We start from the raw sequence: 20,781 nt of genomic DNA on the forward strand, positions 1-20,781 counted from the left end.
TCATAGGTTCGACCGAGGATTATCCGACGTTACCCGCGGCGCGGCGGGACGCGCGGGCGCGGCGCTGCCGGAAGAAGCAGGCGCAGCAGGCAATCCCTGAGATCCCTCAGGCGCATGGGCGGGCAGCGGCTGGTTAGACATGTCGGCGGCGAGCTTCACGACGTCCGCATTCACATAAAGCGGAATCCTTATATCCCGGCTATACCTCGTGGTGACGCCTTCGACCTTGATGACGGGAATGCCGAACAGGTTTGGCTCGCCCACGGGCTCGCCGTAAATGGCGCTGCCCTGCTCGAGATAGGCAACGGCAGGCCTAAGCTTCATGTTCCTGGCGGTTTCGGTGCCGCTGGGCGCGCGGTGACCTGTGGGAACATCATAAAGAGCGGCTTTTTCGGCCACGACGACATATTCGCGGCCGGTATTGAGCAACGCTATTTTCCCGTTATCGCTGCCGTTTGAAGTTGCATAAGAATCCTGCACGACAGCCGCGATGCCCAGCATGCGCTGCGAATCCCCTTCATCCGCCGGGCTTGGCGTCCCGGCGGCGAGGCGCTGCAAGCCGAGCGCCGCAGCTCCTATCGCGCCCCACGTCAGACCGAATCTTCCCGCGCTGTTCATGAGTTGCCCGTTATCTTCGTCATAGGCGCGATTCTACTCAATTCAGCCCCCATGCGTCAAAGACGGCTTTACTTTCAGGCAAAACTCTTAGGGCATGACCCGTGGAATTCCCCTTAATTTTGCAAGGAATCATGATACAGTCGGAATTATCCTTTTTCGGTAAAGAATAACAAAAATTTTGTCTAAATGTACGAAGTCCATTAAAACAATATTAAGCGCATTTTGGTGAAATGTACCTGTATACAAGTATCGCAACTCAAGAGTCGGCGGGGTGCTTTCTTGATGACACTTCCGGCGCAAAACAAGGCTTCGGAGCGGGATTTCGGGACACGGACGCCAACTCTTGAATTGCGATGGTGCTAATAACCTGGCGAATCCAGCGCCGAAGACTTGTTCGGCGTTTTAATAGGGAAAGCAGATGACCATGGCGCAAAGCTGGCAACGGGATCCTGGGCCGACCAAACCCGGCGGCAAAGATGGGAAAAGGACTCCCGTGCGCAATGCCTTGAAATTCATGTACGCGCCTCACTTTGGCGGCACCCTTAAGGATATGGGGAAGAATAGCGGCATTTTCGTCCGCATCCTTGCCCATATTTTCGTGCAGCAGGGTCTGTTCCCCAAGAACCACCCGGCGCTGTTCAACGAAACCATGCGCCTGCCCCTTCTTACCGTCCTCGGCATCGCCTTCGACAGCCTGCAGTGGAACCGCGGGGGCGTGCCGAAAATCCTGTTCTTCTTCGCCGTCATCGGCACGATCATTTTCTCGGTGATCGGGTTCTTCACGGCGCTGGCCAGCATGTTCATCACCCCCGCTCATGCGGGCATTTTCGACGCGCCGGGCCTTGGCGACGATTACGCCAATAGCTGGCTCGACTATTTGTTCAGCATCAGCGGCAATGCCACCGGGTTCCTCGGGCCGACGATGAGCATCGCCGCCAACGCAAGCACGATGGCCTTGCCGAATATGTTCCGGGACATCGCGGGCTTTTACTCTTCGGCAATGCTGCTCGTCGCCTCGATCATCTTGATCTATCACCTTATTTCCATGGTTGCCGCGACCGCGCATGAAGGCGTGGCGATGGGCAAGAGCGCCCACCAGGTCTGGGCGCCGATCCGGCTGGTCTTCGCGCTCGGCCTCTTGATCCCCCTGGGCGGCGGGTTCAGCAGCGGCCAGTTCCTGGTCATGCAGATCGCCAAGCTTGGCTCAGGCATGGCGTCCAATATCTGGGTAACCGCGATGGACAAATTCCTGACCGGCGCCAGGATGACCGCCACCCCGGACCTCAACGCCACGGATACCATTGAAAAGCTTATGGCCATCGGCTATTGCGGCAAAAATGCGCAGTTCATCCGCTCAGGCTCGGGCCAGGATGTTCTTAATGCCGCCGACGGCACCGGCCCCGACGGCAAACTCGGTACTGCCGACGACGTGGTCGTCCCCGCCATGGCGGGCTCGCCAGCTTCCGGACCGGTCTGGGAGGCCGTCAGGGCGGACAACGCGATGATCATACAAACCGGCGCGATTAACGGCGCCGGCATCGACGGCAGCGGCCCGAACAAAATCTATAAAGCATCCTATGCCGCGGACGGCGGGGCCTGGTGGACCGGCACCCCATGCGGCAGCGTATCCTATAAGGGGCTGGCCCCTAATCCGGATACCATGCCAACAAGCGGTGCTTCGGACTACCCGGCCATAGCAGCAGCCAGCCTGGCGCATGTCGCGGCGTATAAGGCCATCGAGCTTACGGGGATACAGCTTGGCGCGGCCATGGCGCTCGCAACCAAATGCAAGGATTGCAGCGGCAAGATCGCAACCCCGATAGCCGAGCCTACCGGGAACGGCACGGTGCTCTGGGAGCCCGCGCCGGGCGGTAGCGCGCGCCTTAATCTTCATTATTCGATTCAGTCGATGCAAGACGCTTATAAGGTGGCATATCTGGCGGCCTTTGCGGCGGGAGCGGCGGCAGCGGCAGGGACAGCCGCCGTCGTGACTCCGACATTGGACAGCGTATCGCTCGGAAGCAAGCTGACGGGCGGCACCGGCCAGGTATCGCCGAACAGCGCATCAACCACGATCGAGTACCAGACGACATCGGTCAGCAACGCCCTCAAAGAGGATCCGTTGACTAGGAAGCCGAGCGGCTGGATGACCGCCGGCGCGCTTTTCGTGTCGCTGGTGGCGAAGAGCAACGCCTTCGATAAAGCAGCCAACAACAGGCCGGAGGTCGCGGTCGATTTCGGCGGCTGCACCAAGTTTGGCGGTGGGGGCGCCGGCCTGGGCTCCTTCAGCGCGGCCGGCAACGGACTGTATGATTGCGAGAATGAGTTCACAGAGACAAAACTGAAGATGGAGGATCAGGAATCCACCACGAACACGTCGGCTGACGGGGGATCCTGGTCTTTCGGCGGGATGTGGGACACGTTGACGGATGGAGGCGCGGGCGCGATCCGTGCGATTTTGCGCTTTACCGGCCTGATCAACGACAACAACAAATATGTCTGGCAAAACCTGTTTACCAGCCCCTATCCCATGTCCGACATGATGAGTCTCGGCAAAAGTCTCATCCATGCGGGCGAATACAGCCTTATCGTCGGTTTCGCTCTTTCCGCCTTCGCCGACCGTCTCGGAGCCGGGATAGCCGGCAAAACCGACGGCGTCGCGACTGCGGCGGCGGCGAAAGGGGGCAAATACGGAGGAATTCTCAGCATCGGGGCGAAGATTCTGGGCAAGAGCGCGCAGGGAGCGCTGGCGATCGGCGCGATGATCGCGCCGCTGCTGATTACCTGGGGCATGCTGATCCTCGTGCCCGGCATGATGCTGTTTTATCTGCTGCCGATGCTGCCCTTCATTCATTTCTGCCTCGGCGTGCTGACATGGCTGGTGACTTTGCTTCAGGCGGTGATCGCCATCCCGGTCATCGCCATCGCCCACATCACGCCGCACGGCGAGGGACTTCCGTCCGGCTCGGCGCGCGGCGCCTATACCATGATGCTGCAGCTGTTCCTGCGGCCGATCATGATGATCGTCGGACTGGTGGTTACGGCGCTGCTGATCAATACCGGCATTACCTTCCTGACGCGCGTGTTCTTCATACCGCTGCAGACCGGCCTCGTCGGCAGCGACGATCCCATGAGCTCGATCGTCTTCTTCCTGCTTTACGCGAGCACATGCTATGCCCTCATTAACGCGTCGATTCAATGCATCGACGAGTTTCCGATGAGATCCGTCAGCTGGATCGGCGGCAGCACCGTCGATCATGACTTCAGCCGCCATGGCGCCAGCACGGCCGCCACCATCATGGGCGGACAGGCGCTGGGTCAGGTCAGTCAGGGACTTCAGGGCAGCATCGGAAGAATCAGCGGCGGGAACTCCGTCATGAATGCTCAAAATGCCGCTGCCGCCAGGGCTGGCGGCAACCCGATGATGGACAAGCTTGCGGGCGGGGCGGAGAGCGCCGTCAGCGGCATCACGAAAGGCGCCGAAAGCAAGGGAGGCGGCTTGCTCGGCGGCGGGCTCAAAGCCCTGGCCCTGGGCGTCGGGGGCGCTGCTGCCTACGGGTCGGCCAAAAAGGTCGGCGGCGAAATGAGCAACAACGGCTCCCTGCCGGGCATGCCGGGCAGCAACGCCATGACGAAAGACGGCAGCTCCATGAGCGCCCTGGGGGCCACCCCCGCCGCTCTGGCCGCCTATAAAGCCCAAGGCGGCGGCGCCGGTCCCGGCACGATCCATGGAATGGGATCGCCGGGCGTCATGCTCGGCATGACTCCCGGCAGCGATAACAGCCCTACTCAGGCAGGGATGGGGAGGACGCTGACCGGCCAGGCCGTCAATCTTAAAGACATCGCGGGCGCGGGCGGCTACGGCATGAAGGATATCCCGGCTGGCTACCAAGCCCAGGCGCAAAAAACCTTCGATTCCGTGAATGCCGGCGACGCCAAGACCGCGGCAAGCAACATAGGTAAGAATCCAGGAGGTGGGGGCTCAGGCGCCCCCACGACCTTTCGCGCCGGGCGGCAGCAGTAGCGGCGGCACTCCGCAGAAAACCGGCTGGCATAACGGCGTTTCCATCCTCGCCTATGACGCCGACGGAAAGGTTGTCCGTCTTAAGAAAGGCGAAACCCCTCCCGCCGCCGCCGTGGCCCTCGCGGAAAAACTTAAGAATCAGCAGAGAGATGAATGGAAGACCAAGGGCGGCAAGCGGCCCAAAATCGATGGCCTCACGCTGGTTAAAGACGCCAATGCCAACTATACCGGCAAGCCGACGGACACGATCGGCGATGAATATAGTTTAGAAGTCGACGGAAAAAAATACGTCGCGCGCGTCGAGCGGCACCAGCATGATGACGGCTATAATGGGCGAAACTGGAGCGACGGCTATGGCGAGGACGCCAAGGGCGACGGCACGATAGGCCTGACCCCGCCGCCGCTGTTCCCGAATGCCGCCGCCACGGCGAGTGGCGCTACCGTCCTGGCGGGCGCGAAACCCGTAAAATTCGACATAGCGATCGGCGACAGCATCGCGCTGGGCGTGAAAAATATCGGACGGCTTGGCGGCGACGCCGTTGAAGGACGCTCGCCGCAAGAGGTGCAGTCGGCGATCAATAACATGCTGGCGACAAACCCGAACGCGCTGCGCGGCAAGAAAGTCGTTTTGTCCACGGGCGTCAGCAATAGCGCGCTCGCCGATGACAACCTCAATCCCAACAGCGCGCAATACAAGGAAATATTAGGCCAGCAGACTGCCCTGGTCGCCAAGCAGCTCAGAACGCTCAAGGCCGCCGGCGCGGATGTCACCGTCATGGGCGTCTCCGACTCCAAATATGAAGGCGTCAACGAGATGCTCGCCATGCAGGCTGACACTTCGGGATTCAGCTTCGGAGGCGCGCTTACGCATCTCGGCAAGGACAATGTCCACCCCGAATATCATAACGCCCTGGCGCAGCTTCAGACAGCGGCGGGCGGCGGCCAGCCGGGCACGACCGCGGGCGGCGCGCCGGGCACGGCAGAGGATGACGAGCACGGCGACACTCAGCAGGCCAGCTATATCCAGGCCGCTTCCATTCCGCCTGCGAGCCGGGCGGGCTTGACGCCTCCCGGAAGCAATTTATCCGAAGATAACGTCGCGAGTCTGGCGCGGACACAGCAAATCCTCGACCAGCTCGCCGCGGGCGCGGATCCGTCCACCGTCTTCCAAAGCCAGGAAGAAGCCTCGCGATTCGGCATCATCAATATGATCATGGAACGGGACGAAGGCGGCAATGTCATTGCCACGCTGGACGACGGCGCCGGTGCCGGCCGTTGGGGACTCACGGCAAGCAACAACACTAAAATGATTCAAGAATATACCGGCACGCACGACCTCAAGAATCTGACGCGCGCGCAGGTCATGGAAATCACCCGGCGGAATTATTGGGACGCCATTGACGGCGACCACATCCAGGGCGATGACCGGGCGAAATGGATGGCGGCTTCCTATATGTACAACACGGGGAGCGCGGCGGCAGCCTTAAGCCTGGTGAAGCAATCTCATGGCGATAGCTCCAAAATGTATGAAATCCTGGAACATCGCTATGAAGAAAATGCAAAAAAGCCAGGCAAAGAGCAATTCCGTGATGCCTGGATGAATCGCATTGCCGCCCAAAAGACCGCCACCATCGATGCGGCTTACCGCATATCGAACAGCATCAAGAACGACAGCATAGACACATTGCCTCCTCAATATCGCGATGACAAAAACGCCGGAAAAGGCGCGGGAGCCGTCGGCGGCTTCACCAGTCAAGAACAGCTCAACACGCTCGCTTATAATATGGCAGAGCGCAATACGCTGATGGATAAAACGAAGCTGTCTAAGATAGATGACGGTCTTAGCCTGACCGGCCACGACGATCTTGAAGGGCTGAAAAAACAGCGTGACGAGGAAGCGAAGGCCATAAAAGCCGCTCACGGCAAGTCGATAGCCTATGACAAAGAACTCTTGAGCACGACGACCGAGAGCGTCGTCAAGAGCTGGCTCGATTGGAGAAAAGACGCTGGGGACAAAAATCTCGGCGATTCCCAAGCCTATGTCAAAGAGATCAGCACGGCGCTCGACATGAAGCCGACGGAAGCGATCGACCTGCATAATCCTGAAACGCTGGCCGTGGTTCTGGGTTCGCTCGGCCGGAACGCGAACGGGCAGCATCTTTCGAGGGACGAAATCCTCGACGCCGTGCAAAGCGCGACAGGCCGAACAAAAGCAACGCTGATGGAGGATTTCAATACTTTCGCGTCGAAGCACCCCTATCTCGCCACCGCCGGCATCGTCGGCGCCTCCGTAGCCGCCGTCTTCGGCGGCGAGGCGGTCCTGGGAACGGGACTCCTCGGAGGAACTACCGCCGCAGCGGGAGGAACCGCCGCGGCGGGAGGCGCCACGGCGGCAGAAGGAGCCGCCGCAACTGGATTATTGCGCACCGGCATTTCCGCGGTCGGACGGGCCATCGGATGGGCGGACAAGGCGGACACGGCCTATAACCTGGCCGCAGGCGCCGTGGATTATATTTTCGGAAGCAATAGCTCAGGCGGCGGTGGCGGCGGCATTGCCGACGGCCAGGCGGGGCCGTACGACGCGGCCACCTTGATGGCGATCGGAGCGGAAGAGGCCGAAGAGGACGCGGCCGCCGAAGCGGAGATGCAGGAAAGGCTCAAGCCGAAAGTCTCGGGCGAGGAAGAAGTCTATGACGACGATACCGACAAGAACGGTAATCTGATAAGAGGCGGCGGCGTCCTGTCGCGCATAGGCGGCATCATGGAAAAGCCTGGACAATGGTTGGACAACCACGAAGCCAGGATCGACAACTGGTTCGAGAAAAATCCTTCCTGGAAGGCGGACTACGTCGCGCCAGCCGCCAGCGCGCCAAGCCAAGGCGCGGGCGGCGGCGACATCTCCCCCGCTCCCGCAAGCGGCGGCTGGGAACCTGTCGCGGCGAAACCTTCTTACCTGTCGGGAAGAGGGAATGACGGAGGCTCGACGCTCATCGACCCATCGGAGCCTTTTGCCCGCGCCGCTGGCATGCCGGACGACGCGCCGCAGCCACATCATGTATCGGGCACATCGTCCCCCCGCCCATTCGCGCAGGCGATGGCCACGGCGGCAATCGCCGGGGCGGCCATGATGCCTTCCTCGGCACCGCAAAACCGGAATACCGCCTATTCCGGCGATGATACTCACGCATCCGCAACGAGTGCTCAGGCAAGCGCATATGCAGGAGCATACACTCAGGCCGCGGCAGGCTTTGACGAAACACAGCACCCCTTCGGTCAAATTGGCGATGTCAAATGGAAGAGCGTCGGCGACTTTGCAAAATTCTACACACCGGCCTACAACGAAAAACAGGATGCGGAAAATAGGAGTGGCTGGAAAACGCATTTATCCGTGAATGCCGCCGATCTCGACCGCGCGACCGACATCGTCCTGCAGGTTTATGAGCAATATGGCGGAAAACATTTCAAAGTCACTTCGCCGGAAGCCGCCAAAGAGTTCAGCAATCCCAGCCATGACCAAGCCGGGAAAATGTTCACGCTTTATGATTATGGAGAGCAACATTGGCCGGAAATGATTCAAAAAATCGAGCAAGGATTCCGCGCGGCGAACATTGCGCCCGGCCATGCCGTCGCCGGAGACGCCGTGGTTGACGGCAGTCTTTATGCCTATCGCCGCAACGACATGGTTCCCAAGGGAATGGGGGGACGCGACCGGTATGTCGATGCCGAAGCAGCAAAGGCAATCAATCCCGCTAACCCCGCCAATCCGTTCAATGCCCATGATCCGCTTGAAGGATTCAGCGTGAGCGCGCCGCAAACGGGCGCCGTCGAGTCCGCCCAGAATGAGGAAGCCCTGCTAATGGAGGCCCGCCGCGTTCTAGATATAGACTATCTCACCGCCGCTGATCTTGAGAGCTATAAGCATTACAAAAAGACAGTGCTCGACCCGCTAGAAGAAAGAAGCAACGCTCCTCCTTCTCCCGAAGCCGTAGCGCGAGAGACCGAATGGAGAAGGAGCAATCTAGCCGATGGAATCAAGGCTTGGGATAATATATTGGATAGCGGCGCGGCTCATTATCTCAATCCCGCAGAACAGGAAACGTTAAATGTCGCCATGAACACGGCACGCGCAACGGCGACGACCGGCACCATGGCGGAAATCGACGGCAGCATTGCGGGACTCAAGCAAGTGCAAGACATACTCCTTCGCGCTGAGAAAGCCCGCATGGAGGATGCCAAGCGGCAACAAGCCGCTGTCGCTGAAGAATCAGGCGCGCGCGAAAGAGGCGGAAGAGTCCGTGAAAGAGAATTTGACGTGACGCAAGCCCATACTAACATCGACGCCGGTTTCGGCGATCTGCTGGATGCGCCAGTTTAGCGCGGCGTCTTCCCCTCCCCCGGACAGATGGGAAGTCTCGGGGTCTACGCCCTCTTCCCGCCGAACACTTCGCGCTTGCCGACATGGTTGGCGGCGCTGACGACGCCCTCGCGCTCCATGCGCTCGATCAGCACGGCGGCGCGGTTATAGCCGAGCTTGAGATGCCGCTGCAGGAAACTGGTCGAGGCCTTGCCTTCGCGCTGCACCAGATCGACGGCCATGTCGTACATTTCGTTTCCGCCGGATGAATCGCCATCGGAGCCGCCGCCCGCGTCGCCGAAATCGCCATCCTCGCCGCCCTCGGTTACTTCGTCGAGATAATCCGGCTCGCCCTGCGCCTTAAGGAAGGCCACCACCTTTTCCACTTCGCTGTCGCGGACAAAGGGGCCGTGAACGCGGGTGATGCGCCCGCCGCCCGCCATATAGAGCATGTCGCCCTGGCCGAGAAGCTGCTCGGCACCCTGCTCGCCCAGGATCGTCCGGCTGTCGATCTTGCTCGTGACCTGAAAGCTGATCCGGGTCGGGAAATTCGCCTTGATCGTGCCGGTGATGACATCGACCGAGGGACGTTGCGTCGCCATGATGATGTGAATCCCCGCCGCGCGCGCCATCTGCGCCAGTCGCTGCACCGCGATCTCGATCTCCTTGCCCGCGACCAGCATCAAGTCCGCCATTTCGTCGACGATGACGACGATATAGGGCAGATCGGAAAGATCGAGGGGCTGCTCCTCGAAGATCGGTTTGCCGGTGCCGGGATTGAATCCCGTCTGCACCTGCCGCGTAAGCTCCTCGCCGCGATCCCGCGCCTGCTTGAGCCGTATATTGTAGCCGTCGATATTCCGCACGCCGAGTTTCGACATCGCGCGATAGCGTTCCTCCATCTCGCGCACCACCCACTTCATCGCGACGATCGCCTTTTTCGGCTCGGTCACGACAGGGGTCAGCAGATGCGGAATGCCCTCATAGACCGAAAGCTCCAGCATCTTCGGATCGATCATGATGAAGCGGCATCGTTGCGGCGGCAACCGGTACAGTAGCGACAGGATCATCGTGTTGACCGAAACCGATTTGCCCGAACCGGTCGTGCCCGCAATCAGCAAATGCGGCATCCGCGCCAGATCGGCGATGATCGGCGCGCCCGCGATATCCTTGCCGAGAATGAGCGGCAGGGATTGCTGGCCGCTATTATAGGCTTCGCTTTCCAGAAGCTCGCGCATGAGGACGGTCTCGCGGCGCTGGTTGGGCATTTCGATGCCGATGACGTTGCGTCCCGGCACGACCGCGACCCGCACCGACGCCGCGCTCATATTGCGCGCGATGTCGTCGGCGAGCGCGATCACCCTGGCGGCGCGAATGCCGGGCGCGGGCTCGAGCTCATAGAGCGTGACGACAGGCCCCGGCGCGACATCGGTGATCTGGCCGCTGATGCCGAAGTCGCTCAGCACGCTTTCCAGAAGTTCGGCGTTACGGCGCAAGGCTTCCGGCGCGATCTCGCGGTTGGCCTTGGCGGGATCGGGCAACGGCAAAAGATCGAGCGGCGGCAGGGGATTTTCGTTTTCCCCTTCCAGCGCCAGCTTTGCCTGGCGGGCGGAAGCCGCCGTTTTTTTGATCATCGGCGATTTCTGCGGCCGCTTGACCGGCGCGGGCTTGACGGACGCCAATGCCGGCGCCGCATTGTCATTCTGCGCCATGGGCTCGTCGGCTTCATCCTCGGGCTGCGGATCGCGGAATCGCCGCAAGAACCACCGCCCCAGACCCGCCATCGCCGCTAGAAGCCACGCGGTCTTGCTGCGTATATGCGCCCATAGAGCCGACCATTCCGCCAAAGTCAGCGCGCATGCCATATAGACCGCCGCCGCCGTCAGCAGCAGTCCCGCTCCGGTCATGGCATAGCCTCCCCATGCGGCAGGCAGCAGGGAGGCCGCCTTACGCGCCAGCAGCAAGCCGAACGCGCCGCCCGCGGGATGGCCGCCCATGGCGGGGATAGAGGCTTGCAACGCCGTGCCGCATAAAATCAGCGCGAACAAAGTCATCGCCATGCGACCGGCCAGATGATCGAGACTGCGGCCGCTCATGAGCCGCCAGCCCCAGGCCGCCAGCACGACGCACAACAAATAACTGGCAAGACCGAAAAACTGGCGCAGCAGATCCGCGCCATAGCTGCCGAAAGCGCCGAGCCAGTTATGAATGATCATCGCGCCGCCGGCGATTCCGCCTTGGGCGCTGTTCAGGGACGAGTCGGACGGGACATAGCTGACAAGAGCCAGAGCGCAAGCTATCCCCGTCAGCATAAGCGCCGCCCCCGCCAGAAAACGCACACGCCGCGTAATCGCGGCGTGCAAGGTCTCGGGCAGCCACGGAAGCGCCTGTTTTCGGCGCGGCATGCGCGGGCTGTACCCTGCGCGCAACTGGGGACGGATAATGGCCATGAGAAGAGTCTATCTGAATCGGAATCGCGATTCAAATAAAGTTAGAGCGGCGGCGCAACCATGCCCGCGGCAAGGCCCGGCGCGGCGGAAGACGGCTTGTCGCGCTCCCTGGCCAGCGGATGAATCTGCACCAGATCGTCGATATGGCCGTCCGGCAGAACGACCGCGCACAAAATCGGCCCGCGCTCATCCATCGGGTCGAGCGTCAGCGTCGCCCGATCCGCGCGTAATCCGAGGCCCGCCGCATCCCGGCCCCGGATGACGCGAACATAGCCCTGCACCGGGCCGGTAATCCGCCCGAAGCCGCTGATGCCGGACCAGAAAGCGTCTCTCTGTTCCGTCAGCGGTTTCAACGGATCGAAACCAACGGGCACGAACAGCAATTTATGCTGCCCGCGCGTAAAGGCGGCGCGGCGCATGGCCGTCATCAAGGGTTCATGGCCGGGGCGGGCCCGCTGCGCCAGCCGCAAATGATGCACCCAGCGCGTCAGGGCGGGAACGCCGGCCCGCACCGCATGCTGCCCCGTGCGGTAATCGCCGCCGTAAGCCGCGAGATAATGCTCCGCGCCCTCGTCAAGCAGACGCTCCATGAGCTTTTCCGGCTCGCGGGCGAAGGGCAGACGCAGGAGCTTCTGCCAGGATTCCTCGCACAACCCGCGCAAATAGGTGAAATCGCGCGCCTCGACCCCCGGACGCATCAGCAGCATCCGGCGGAACAGCAGCAATTCGTCCAGCGCCTCCAGCCCGTCATGGCCGCCGATATAATCGCCGAGATAGACAACCTGGTCGCCCGGCGTCACGACATCCAGCAGATAATCGTGCAAAAGCCGCAGCCGCGCCGCATCGCCGCCGGTCGCGCCGATGGCGAAAACGCGCCTTGGCGTTCCGAGATCGCGGAATTTATCGTCTGTCTGTTGCAAGAGAAAAGCCTCGCCGATTCGTGAGATCAGCGGAAAACCTTACATACCCATCCACGCCGCGCAATGATTCGCGTGACGCCCGGCTTATAAAATCACGAAGAAGAACAGCAGCGCCACGAGAAGCGCGGCGTTCGCGACGGCCACATACAGCGCCGTCTTGGTGAATTGATTCCAAGTAGCCTTGTGCTTCGGCAGCAGTTCGTCGATCGTCGGCGTAAGATCGGTAGCGTGGTCGGTCATTCTATGCTCCATGTATCAAAGGCATTATATCGTCATCGTTTCTTGCGGGCAATTACCCTGGAATCGTTTCGTCAATAATAGTGCGACTCCCATCCACCCTCACACGCCCCTGCGCGATCAATCGCACCGCCTGGGGATAGGCGCGATGCTCGGCCTCGAGCACCCGCGCCGCCAGCGTATCGGCATCGTCATCCGGCAGAATGGGGACGGCGGCTTGCAAGATGATCGGCCCGGCATCGACATCCTCGCGCACATAATGCACGGTGCAGCCGCTTTGCTCCGCCCCGGCGGCAAGCGCGCGCGCGTGAGTATCGAGTCCCGGAAAATCGGGCAGCAGCGACGGATGGATATTAATCAGCCGGTCGTGCCATTGGCCTATGAACCACGGCGTCAGCACGCGCATGAAGCCCGCGAGGCAGACCAGTTCGACGCTCGCCGCCCGCAACTGTTTGTCCAGTTCCGCCTCGAAAGCCTGGCGGTCGGGATAATCGCGGTGATTGACGACGGCGGTCGGAATCCCCGCCTTCGCCGCGCGCTCCAAGCCCTGCACAGCCGGCTTGTTGCTGATGACGGTCACGATCTTCGCCGGATAGCCCGGCTCCGCCGCCGCGTCGATCAGCGCCTGCAAATTCGATCCCCGGCCCGATATGAGAACGCCGATATTCACCTACCAGACCTTCTCCAGCCCCTGAATCCGCACCCGGCGCTCGGAAAGATTTTTCTCGACCTCGCCGATGCGGAAGACCGTTTCGCCCGCCGCTTCCAGAATCTTCGTCACCGCGATTGCCTGAGCGGAGTCCACCACCGCGACCATGCCGATGCCGCAATTGAACGTGCGGGCCATTTCCTCGGGCGCGATTTTGCCCATCTGCGCCAGCCACGGGAATACCGGCGGCATTTTCCAGCTTCCCGCATCCAGCCATGCGCCGAATCCTTCCGGCAGGGCGCGCGGAATATTTTCCGTAAGCCCGCCGCCGGTGATATGCGCCAACGCCTTGATTCCGCCGGACTTGATCGCCGCCAGCGCCGAAGCGATATAAAGTTTCGTGGGCGTCAGCAGCGCCTGCCCCAGCGTCATGTCGGGTGCGAAGGCAGCCGGAGCTGCATAATCCAGACCGGCGGCCTCGACCAGATGCCGCACCAGGGAGTAACCATTGCTATGCACGCCGCTCGAAGCGAGGCCCAGAAGGACATCTCCCTCTTTCACATCTCCACGCGGCAAAACCTTGTCGCGCTCGACCGCGCCCACCGCGAATCCGGCCAGATCGTAATGGCCCGCCTCATACATGCCGGGCATTTCAGCCGTCTCGCCGCCGACCAGCGCGCAACCGGCCTGGCTGCAACCGGCGGCGATCCCCGCCACCACGCGCGCCGCCACGCCGGTATCCAGCTTGCCGGTAGCGAAATAATCCAGGAAGAACAGCGGCTCGGCACCCTGCACCACCAGATCGTTGACGCACATGGCGACCAGATCGATGCCGATGGTGTCGTGCTGCCCGGTAGCGATGGCGATTTTCAGCTTGGTGCCGACGCCGTCGGTCGTGCTGACCAGCAAAGGATCGTTGTAGCCCGCGGCGCGCAGATCGAACAGCGCTCCGAATCCGCCTAAACCGGCCTCGGCCCCTGCCCGCGCCGTCGCCTTGGCCAGCGGCTTGATGGCTTCCACCAGGGCATTGCCAGCGTCGATATCGACTCCGGCGTCGGCATAACTGGTCTTGGCGGGCTGATTGGGAATCATCGGTCAAAGCCTCTAGAGTTCAAGAGCAAGCTCGCGTATATATGCTGCGAACGCTTCACGTGACAAGATAGCGGAAATGCCGATTTTGACAACCTTAAGCCGGATAGGCGCTTTGGCGCTGCTTTTGCTCTCTGCGCCGCCCGTTTTCGCGCAGAACGGCGTTATGCCCGCGCCGGTGGCGATAGCCGAAAGCGGCGAGGACGCCCTTTACACGGTGCGGGACGTCGCGGTCGATGTCACGGCGGCCAGCGCCGCCGCCGCCCGCGATAAAGCGATTTTCGACGGCCAGCGGGCGGCTCTCGCCCAGCTTCTGGAAAGAATTGGCGCGGACAGCGGCTTCGATCCGGCCAAGATCGACAACGGCAAAATAACCCGCCTGGTACGGAATTTCGAGATCACCAACGAGAAATCGTCGCGCGTCCGCTATATCGCCAAACTCGATGTTTCCTTCAGGCCGCAAGCCGTGCGCAATCTGCTCGACGGCGCGGGCGCGCATTACATGACGACGGCGAGCAGGCCGGTGATCGTCCTTCCGGTCAGCGGCGTCGATAAGCGCGCGGTATTGTGGGAGGAGCGCACGCCATGGCGCAATGCATGCGAAAGCCTGCTGCGCACCGAAAGCCTGACCCCCGTCATCATTCCGTCCGGCGAAATGTCCGATATCAGCGCGATAAGCGCCGACGACGCCTTGGCCGGGAACGCGAAAGCCATCGAGGCCATCGCCGCCAATTACAACGCGGAATTCGTGCTGGTCGCCGCCTTTCCAGGCGGCGAAACCGATCCGGCCAATCCTCTCACCGTCATCGTCAGCCGTTATGACGCGAACGGAGACAATCAAGGCCAGAACGGCCTCGCCATTCCGGCCGCGCCGACGCATGAGGCGCAGCTGGCCGCCGCCGTGGCGCAGCTCGACAAGCTCATCAAGCAATATCGCGCCGGAACCGCCCCTATCGCCGGACATACCGATGGCGGCGCTGCTCCCGTTTTCGACGGGCAGGAAAATACGCTGCCGGTGCATGCTTCGCTTGCCAGCCTGCCGGAACTGACGCGGCTGCGGCAGCGGCTCGGCGCAGTTCCCCTCATTCGGCGCGCCGACGTCACCAGCATCAAGAATGGCGGCGCCAATCTGCAACTCGCCTTTCAGGGCAATATAGAGCAGTTAACCGAAGCCCTCGCGCAACAGGGCTTGACGATCGGCCAGACTCCGGAAGGCGTCTGGCAACTTCAGGAGCGGTAAAAACCATGACGGCAAAGGAACAGCTTCGTTTCTGGCTCATCACGGGAGGGGTTTTCATCCTTCTCGTATGGCTGTTCAGCCCGATCCTGCTGCCTTTCGTCGCGGGGCTGGCGATCGCCTATTTTCTTAACCCGGTCGTCTCGATTTTGCATCGGAACGGGTTGTCGCGCGGCGTAGGAGCCAGTCTCGTCCTGCTGGGCTTCATCATCATCGTGGTGCTGGTCCTGCTGCTGATCGTTCCGCTGGTGCAAAGCCAGGTGGCGGCCCTGATCGAGTCGGTGCCCGGCTATGCCGAGAAGCTCTATCAGGGCTTCATGCCGTGGCTCGAGCAAATGATGGGCAAGATCGCGCCGGCGGATATCGAGAAGCTCCGCACCGCCGCCAGCGCCCAGGCGGGAGAAGCGATCAACTGGATCGCGAAATTCCTGCAGAAAATCCTGACCGGCGGTTTCGCCATTTTCGATATTCTGACGCTGCTCATCATCACGCCGCTGGTCGCCCTTTATGTGATGCGCGACTGGGATTACCTGACAACCTTCATCGACAATGCCCTGCCGCGGCGGCACTACGCCGTCATCAAGGATCAGCTCCACCGGATCGACCGGACGCTGGCCGGATTCGTGCGCGGGCAAGGCATGGTCTGCATCATCCTCGGCTCCTATTACGCGCTGGGCCTGTCGCTGTTCGTCGGCCTGAATTTCGGCGCGTCGATCGGCATTATCGCCGGATTGCTCAGCTTCGTGCCCTTCGTCGGCACGACATTCGGATGGGCGACCAGCCTTTTGATCGGCGCGGGGCAATTCGGCGATCTCGAACATGCCTTCATGATTATCGGCGTCTTCGCGGTCGGGCAATTCGCCGAAAGCTATTTCATCACCCCCAAACTGGTCGGTGACCGCGTGGGACTGCATCCGGTATGGATTCTATTCGGCCTGTTCGCGGGCGGCAGCTTGCTCGGATTTCTCGGCGTCCTGATCGCCGTGCCGGTCACGGCGGTGATCGGGGTTCTTGCGCGCTTCCTTATGCAGCAATACCGCACCAGCCGCTATTACCAGGACGCGGCGCAGGATGTGACTGCGGCATGACGGCGCAGATGGCCTTCGACCTTCCGTTCCGCGTGGCGATGGGCGCGGAGGACTTCATCGTGACGGACAGCAACCGGATCGCCGTCGGCATGATCGACGCCTGGCCCGAATGGCCGTCGCGAATTATCATCCTTCACGGCGCGCCGGGATCGGGCAAGACCCATCTGGCGCGAGTATGGGAAACCGTAAGCGGCGCGCATTATTCCACCGGCGAGGCGATTGGCCGGAAGCTCGAGAGTCTGCTTGGCGCCACGACAGTGATTATCGACGGCATCGACCGCATCGTCGGCAACGAGGAAGGCGAGCATGCGCTGTTCCATCTCTGCAACCATATTCAACAAAGCGGGCAGCAAGGCGGGCATATGCTGCTCACGGCCTTGAATTCCCCCGCGCGCCTGCCGTTCGGATTGCCCGATCTGCGCTCGCGGATTTTATCCTATGGCGAGGTGGAGATTTTGCCGCCCGACGATATTTTGCTGGCGGCCCTGCTCATCAAGCATTTCAACGACCGGCAGTTGCATGTGGACGAAGACGTGATCGGCTTCCTGCTGCCCCGCATCGAGCGCAGCGCCGATGCCGTGCGCCGTATCGTCGCCGCCCTCGACGCGGCGGCTCTCGCCCGTAAAAGCGGCGTGACGGTGCCCTTGGCCCGTCTGGTTCTGGAGCAAAAAATATAGTGGACAAGGGGCTCGGCCCTTGCTATGAAACAGCCAAATTTATGGAACTTATTGCCAATATATGAGGATGCAGATGTCAGAAATTCCTGAAATCCCCGGCCAATGGCCCGGGCTCGACGGCGATAAGCCTGTCACACCAAAGCCGGTTCCTGTTTCCCGTAAGCCTGCTGAAAATGCGGTCACCGGCGATCTGCCGAATGAATGGCCGGGAGCGGAAAGACCCGCACCGCGTGCTGGCGCAAACGCCGCCGCGCCGAAGCTCAGCGCCGGCTAAGCTCTCAGCACCAGCCAGAACCCCAGCGCGATCACGGCGAGAAAGCCGAGCGCTACCCAGGTCAGGTATTTTTCGATGAACGCCTGGATCGGCGCGCCGAACTTCTTGACCAGCAGGGCAACGGCAAAAAACCGGAGACCGCGCGTGGCTATCGACGCCAGGATAAAAGGCACGAGCGGAAATTCCGCCACGCCTGAAGCAATCGTCACCAGCTTATAGGGAATCGGCGTCAAGCCCTTGGCGAGAATGATCCATACGCCCCATTCGTTGAAGCCCTGGTGAAAACGCTCGAACGCCGCTTCGAGATGATAGGTCGTCACGATCCACTGCCCGACCGTATCGTAAAGCAGCGCGCCGATACCATAGCCGACAAGCCCGCCCAGCACCGATCCCGCCGTGCAGATCAGCGCCAGCCGCACCGCGCGATCGCGCCGCGCGATGCACATCGGCAGCAGCAGAATGTCCGGCGGGATGGGAAAGAAAGAACTTTCCGCGAAGGCAATCGCGAACAGGAACCATTCCGCGTGAGGCTTTTCCGCGTGGCGCAGAACCCAGTCATAGAGCGAGCGAATGATCTTCATGAAATCCTAACTACGGCAAAGGGGACAGATGAATATAGAGAACGAGACGATTAGGCATCATTGCCTATTCTTTGTCGTCTGTTTTTTATTCTTTGATTTCCTTATATGTTCCTTCCGACCAGCGATAGACGACGAATTGCGGGTCCTTCACGTCGCCCTTGGCATTGAAGGCAAGCCTGCCCAGCACCGTGGAATATTCGCCGTCGCGCAAGGCGGCGGCGATAGCCGCGCGTCCGGCTTTCCTGCCTTGGCTAGCGCCGCCGTCAAGGCTTCCACCGCCGCATAGGCTTGCAGCGTCGCGCCTTCCGGCTCGAAGCCGGTGGCGCGAATCCGCGCGACGGCGTCCTTGGCTTCGGAATTGTTCCGGGGATCGGGGGGGAAGGTCATCAGCGTCCCTTCGCCCGCCCTTGCCCGCGATCGACCAGAATTCATTGGACACCATGGCCGTCGCCGCCCAGCAATGTGATGTCCAGGCCCTGATCGCGGATTTGCCGCACAGCAGCCCGGCCTCGGTGTAATAGCCGCCATAGAGCAGGATATTGACGTGCGCCTGCTTCAGCCGCGAGATCAGCGCCGAAAAATCGCGCTCGCCGCGCGTGATCGAGTCGAACATGACTTCCTTGACCGACGCGGCGTTGAGCGCCCTTCTTCATCTCGTCGGCGAGCCCGCGGCCATAGGCGGTCTTGTCGTGAATGATGGCGGCGTTCTTTCCCGCGTAATGCGCGGCGACATAATTCCCCGCGAGCGCGCCCTGCTGGTCGTCGCGGCCGCAAACCCGGAAGACATTCGTCAGCCCTTGCTCGGTCAACATGGGATTGGTGGCCGAAGGCGAAAACCATCACGATGTTTTCCTCGGCCAGAATCTTCGACACCGGAATGGCGACGCCGGAGCAGTTCGGGCCGATCACGCCCAGCGCATGCTCGCCCGCCAGCTGGTTAGCCACGGCCACGCCCTGTTTCGGATCGCAACCATCGTCTTTATAGATCGCCCTAAGCTTATGTCGAGCACGCCGCCCGCCGCGTTGGCCGCGTCGATCGCGGCATCGGCGCCGCGCTTCGTCTGCTCGCCGAGCGCCCGCGTCCTGACCCGTCAGCGGCGCGACGACCGCGATCACGATATCGGCGCGGGCCGGAAAGGCCGTGAGTGACAGCGCGAACGCGCCGAAAAGAATCCGTTTCATGATTTACTCCTTAATAGGCTTTTCAATCGAGAGATGAAGCGTGGCCGTGACATCTTTGGATTCATCTGGTTCGCGCGAAAACTCCAACGTTCCTTCGATAGAATCTCCCGTAACAACACCCTGAACCTTAATATCAGCTGTGGTGGTGAAAGAAATTTTATCACCGAGTCGATTTCCTGAAAGAGTCGCCTGCTGCACCATGCTCCCGTTTCGGGATCGGCAAACCATGAGGTTCCGCTCAATGTTCCATGATTATCTTCAATATCGAAACGCAAGCGGCTTTCCTCTTTGCCGAGGCGTATGGTGCCGATCCATCGGCTGGTTTGGACAGCATCTATCTCCGGCATATTTCCCGTCATGCCAGCGATAGAGGACGTAGCCCGCGCCTTCGACATCGCCCTTGGCGTCAAATCCGAGCGTGCCGATGACCGTCTCGGTTTTCCCGGCGCGCAGTTGCGCCGCGACCTTTTCCGTGTCGCCTGGCCCGCGCCGAGCGCCCTTCGCCAGAACCTGGAACGCCGCGTAAGTGTAAAGCGTATAGCCTTCCGGCTCATAGCCGGTTTTTGCGGAAACCATCGACGACAGCCTGCGCGGACGGATTGCCGCGCGGATCGGGGCCGAATGTCATCATCGTCCCCTCGCCCGCCGCTCCCGCAATCGACCAGAATTCATCCGTGACCAGCGCGTCGCCGCCGAAAAGCCGGATTTTCGCCCCCGCCTCCGCCAGCTGCCGCGCGATCAACGCCGCTTCGGTATGATAGCCGCCGATGAACGCTACCTTCACTCCCGCCTGCTTCAGCTTGGCAATCAGCGCGCGGTAATCGCGCTCTCCGGCGGTATAGGATTCGAACATGACCTCCTGCGCGCCGCCCGCATTGATGACGCGCTTCACTTCGTCGGCAAGGCCGCGCCCATAGGCCGATTTATCGTTGAGCAGCGCGATCTTGTCCTGCTTGTGATGGGCGAGAAGATAGTCGCCGATCACTTTGCCCTGCCGATCGTCGCGGCCGCAGACGCGGAACACGTAAGTCTGCGCTTCGTCCGTGAGTTTCGGATTGGTCGCGGCGGGCGAGACCAGCAGCATCCCGTTTTCCATGAAAACTTTCGACGCCGGAATCGCCGAGCCGGAGCAGTAATGCCCCACGACATACTGCACGCCTTCGGACGCCATCTGATTGGCAACCGCCACGGCTTGCTTGGGATCGCAGGCATCGTCGGCAACGCGCAGCTTGATGCCGCCGATATCCTTGGCCGCCTGCTCCGCGCCGCGCTTGAACTGCTCGCCGAACACGGCATATTGCCCGGTCATCGGCCCGATCAGGCCGATGGTGGTTTCGGCTTGCGCCGCGCAAGGCAGCAACAGCGCCGCGCCTAACATCCCCATCATGAAACGCCGCATTT

18 protein-coding genes are annotated in these 20,781 nt (G+C 61.3%); 6 read left to right on the forward strand and 12 right to left on the reverse strand.

What is annotated here, in order from left to right; genetic code table 11:
- Positions 1-618 (reverse strand): hypothetical protein, encoded by a 618-nt coding sequence (locus tag WDO70_07795; protein MEJ0063092.1) that lies wholly within the window; start codon positions 616-618, stop codon positions 1-3.
- Between the two features lie 418 nt (positions 619-1,036).
- Between WDO70_07795 and WDO70_07800 the strand changes: the two genes are divergently transcribed.
- Both WDO70_07800 and WDO70_07805 read left to right on the forward strand, forming a co-directional pair.
- Complete coding sequence (locus WDO70_07800) at positions 1,037-4,642, forward strand: DotA/TraY family protein (GenBank protein MEJ0063093.1); 3,606 nt, start codon at positions 1,037-1,039, stop codon at positions 4,640-4,642.
- On the forward strand, positions 4,593-9,017 hold the full coding sequence (locus WDO70_07805) for a glycosyl hydrolase 108 family protein (protein MEJ0063094.1): 4,425 nt from the start codon (positions 4,593-4,595) through the stop codon (positions 9,015-9,017). Before WDO70_07800 ends, WDO70_07805 begins: the two co-directional genes overlap by 50 nt.
- 44 nt (positions 9,018-9,061) lie before the next feature.
- Here WDO70_07805 and WDO70_07810 read toward each other — a convergent pair whose 3' ends face one another.
- The 5 genes from WDO70_07810 to purM form a co-directional block, all read right to left on the reverse strand.
- Complete coding sequence (locus tag WDO70_07810; protein MEJ0063095.1) at positions 9,062-11,401, reverse strand: DNA translocase FtsK 4TM domain-containing protein; 2,340 nt, start codon at positions 11,399-11,401, stop codon at positions 9,062-9,064.
- An 86-nt stretch (positions 11,402-11,487) separates the two neighbouring features.
- Positions 11,488-12,366, reverse strand: coding sequence for a hypothetical protein (locus WDO70_07815; protein MEJ0063096.1), 879 nt, complete (start codon positions 12,364-12,366; stop codon positions 11,488-11,490).
- Positions 12,367-12,450: 84 nt separating this feature from the next.
- On the reverse strand, positions 12,451-12,606 hold the full coding sequence (locus WDO70_07820) for an aa3-type cytochrome c oxidase subunit IV (protein MEJ0063097.1): 156 nt from the start codon (positions 12,604-12,606) through the stop codon (positions 12,451-12,453).
- A 52-nt stretch (positions 12,607-12,658) separates the two neighbouring features.
- Complete coding sequence (gene purN, locus WDO70_07825) at positions 12,659-13,273, reverse strand: phosphoribosylglycinamide formyltransferase (GenBank protein ID MEJ0063098.1); 615 nt, start codon at positions 13,271-13,273, stop codon at positions 12,659-12,661.
- Positions 13,274-14,344, reverse strand: coding sequence for a phosphoribosylformylglycinamidine cyclo-ligase (purM, locus tag WDO70_07830; GenBank protein ID MEJ0063099.1), 1,071 nt, complete (start codon positions 14,342-14,344; stop codon positions 13,274-13,276).
- Between the two features lie 76 nt (positions 14,345-14,420).
- Here purM and WDO70_07835 point away from each other — a divergent pair, with 76 nt between their 5' ends.
- The 4 genes from WDO70_07835 to WDO70_07850 all read left to right on the forward strand — a co-directional run bounded on the left by WDO70_07835 (position 14,421) and on the right by WDO70_07850 (position 17,617).
- On the forward strand, positions 14,421-15,581 hold the full coding sequence (locus WDO70_07835; protein ID MEJ0063100.1) for a DUF2066 domain-containing protein: 1,161 nt from the start codon (positions 14,421-14,423) through the stop codon (positions 15,579-15,581).
- Positions 15,582-15,586: 5 nt separating this feature from the next.
- Positions 15,587-16,666, forward strand: a complete 1,080-nt coding sequence (locus WDO70_07840; protein MEJ0063101.1) for an AI-2E family transporter — start codon at positions 15,587-15,589, stop codon at positions 16,664-16,666.
- The gene (locus WDO70_07845) at positions 16,663-17,343 is read left to right on the forward strand and encodes a DnaA/Hda family protein (protein ID MEJ0063102.1); all 681 of its coding nucleotides are present in this window, start codon (positions 16,663-16,665) and stop codon (positions 17,341-17,343) included. Before WDO70_07840 ends, WDO70_07845 begins: the two co-directional genes overlap by 4 nt.
- 73 nt (positions 17,344-17,416) lie before the next feature.
- Positions 17,417-17,617: a hypothetical protein gene (locus WDO70_07850; protein ID MEJ0063103.1), complete on the forward strand. Its 201-nt coding sequence runs from the start codon at positions 17,417-17,419 to the stop codon at positions 17,615-17,617.
- Here the strand turns inward: WDO70_07850 and WDO70_07855 are convergent.
- The 6 genes from WDO70_07855 to WDO70_07880 form a co-directional block, all read right to left on the reverse strand.
- Positions 17,614-18,192, reverse strand: coding sequence for a YqaA family protein (locus WDO70_07855; GenBank protein ID MEJ0063104.1), 579 nt, complete (start codon positions 18,190-18,192; stop codon positions 17,614-17,616). The genes WDO70_07850 and WDO70_07855 overlap by 4 nt on opposite strands.
- Before the next feature lie 91 nt (positions 18,193-18,283).
- Complete coding sequence (locus WDO70_07860; protein ID MEJ0063105.1) at positions 18,284-18,811, reverse strand: hypothetical protein; 528 nt, start codon at positions 18,809-18,811, stop codon at positions 18,284-18,286.
- Positions 18,766-19,380: an ABC transporter substrate-binding protein gene (locus WDO70_07865; GenBank protein ID MEJ0063106.1), complete on the reverse strand. Its 615-nt coding sequence runs from the start codon at positions 19,378-19,380 to the stop codon at positions 18,766-18,768. Before WDO70_07865 ends, WDO70_07860 begins: the two co-directional genes overlap by 46 nt.
- A 3-nt stretch (positions 19,381-19,383) precedes the next feature.
- Entirely contained in the window at positions 19,384-19,581 is a 198-nt protein-coding gene (locus tag WDO70_07870; GenBank protein ID MEJ0063107.1) for a hypothetical protein, read from the reverse strand.
- Between the two features lie 57 nt (positions 19,582-19,638).
- Complete coding sequence (locus WDO70_07875; protein MEJ0063108.1) at positions 19,639-19,956, reverse strand: hypothetical protein; 318 nt, start codon at positions 19,954-19,956, stop codon at positions 19,639-19,641.
- A complete protein-coding gene (locus WDO70_07880) occupies positions 19,931-20,767 on the reverse strand; it encodes a branched-chain amino acid ABC transporter substrate-binding protein (protein MEJ0063109.1) in 837 nt (278 codons plus the stop codon). Before WDO70_07880 ends, WDO70_07875 begins: the two co-directional genes overlap by 26 nt.
- Between the last annotated feature and the right edge of the window lie 14 nt (positions 20,768-20,781).

Source organism: Alphaproteobacteria bacterium (genome assembly GCA_037200005.1).
Taxonomy (GTDB): domain Bacteria; phylum Pseudomonadota; class Alphaproteobacteria; order UBA9219; family RFNS01; genus JBBCGY01.

Excerpts from the sequence above, each read along its gene's own strand:
- WDO70_07860 (MEJ0063105.1), bottom strand. The coding sequence starts at position 18,811 with ATGTTCGACTCGATCACGCGCGGCGAGCGCGATTTTTCGGCGCTGATC.
- WDO70_07850 (MEJ0063103.1), top strand. The coding sequence starts at position 17,417 with ATGTCAGAAATTCCTGAAATCCCCGGCCAATGGCCCGGGCTCGACGGC.
- WDO70_07875 (MEJ0063108.1), bottom strand. The coding sequence starts at position 19,956 with ATGGTTTCCGCAAAAACCGGCTATGAGCCGGAAGGCTATACGCTTTAC.
- WDO70_07840 (MEJ0063101.1), top strand. The coding sequence starts at position 15,587 with ATGACGGCAAAGGAACAGCTTCGTTTCTGGCTCATCACGGGAGGGGTT.
- WDO70_07865 (MEJ0063106.1), bottom strand. The coding sequence starts at position 19,380 with ATGAAACGGATTCTTTTCGGCGCGTTCGCGCTGTCACTCACGGCCTTT.
- purM (MEJ0063099.1), bottom strand. The coding sequence starts at position 14,344 with ATGATTCCCAATCAGCCCGCCAAGACCAGTTATGCCGACGCCGGAGTC.
- WDO70_07800 (MEJ0063093.1), top strand. The coding sequence starts at position 1,037 with ATGACCATGGCGCAAAGCTGGCAACGGGATCCTGGGCCGACCAAACCC.
- WDO70_07820 (MEJ0063097.1), bottom strand. The coding sequence starts at position 12,606 with ATGACCGACCACGCTACCGATCTTACGCCGACGATCGACGAACTGCTG.
- WDO70_07870 (MEJ0063107.1), bottom strand. The coding sequence starts at position 19,581 with ATGGTGCAGCAGGCGACTCTTTCAGGAAATCGACTCGGTGATAAAATT.
- WDO70_07810 (MEJ0063095.1), bottom strand. The coding sequence starts at position 11,401 with ATGCCGCGCCGAAAACAGGCGCTTCCGTGGCTGCCCGAGACCTTGCAC.
- WDO70_07880 (MEJ0063109.1), bottom strand. The coding sequence starts at position 20,767 with ATGATGGGGATGTTAGGCGCGGCGCTGTTGCTGCCTTGCGCGGCGCAA.
- WDO70_07835 (MEJ0063100.1), top strand. The coding sequence starts at position 14,421 with ATGCCGATTTTGACAACCTTAAGCCGGATAGGCGCTTTGGCGCTGCTT.
- WDO70_07795 (MEJ0063092.1), bottom strand. The coding sequence starts at position 618 with ATGAACAGCGCGGGAAGATTCGGTCTGACGTGGGGCGCGATAGGAGCT.
- WDO70_07845 (MEJ0063102.1), top strand. The coding sequence starts at position 16,663 with ATGACGGCGCAGATGGCCTTCGACCTTCCGTTCCGCGTGGCGATGGGC.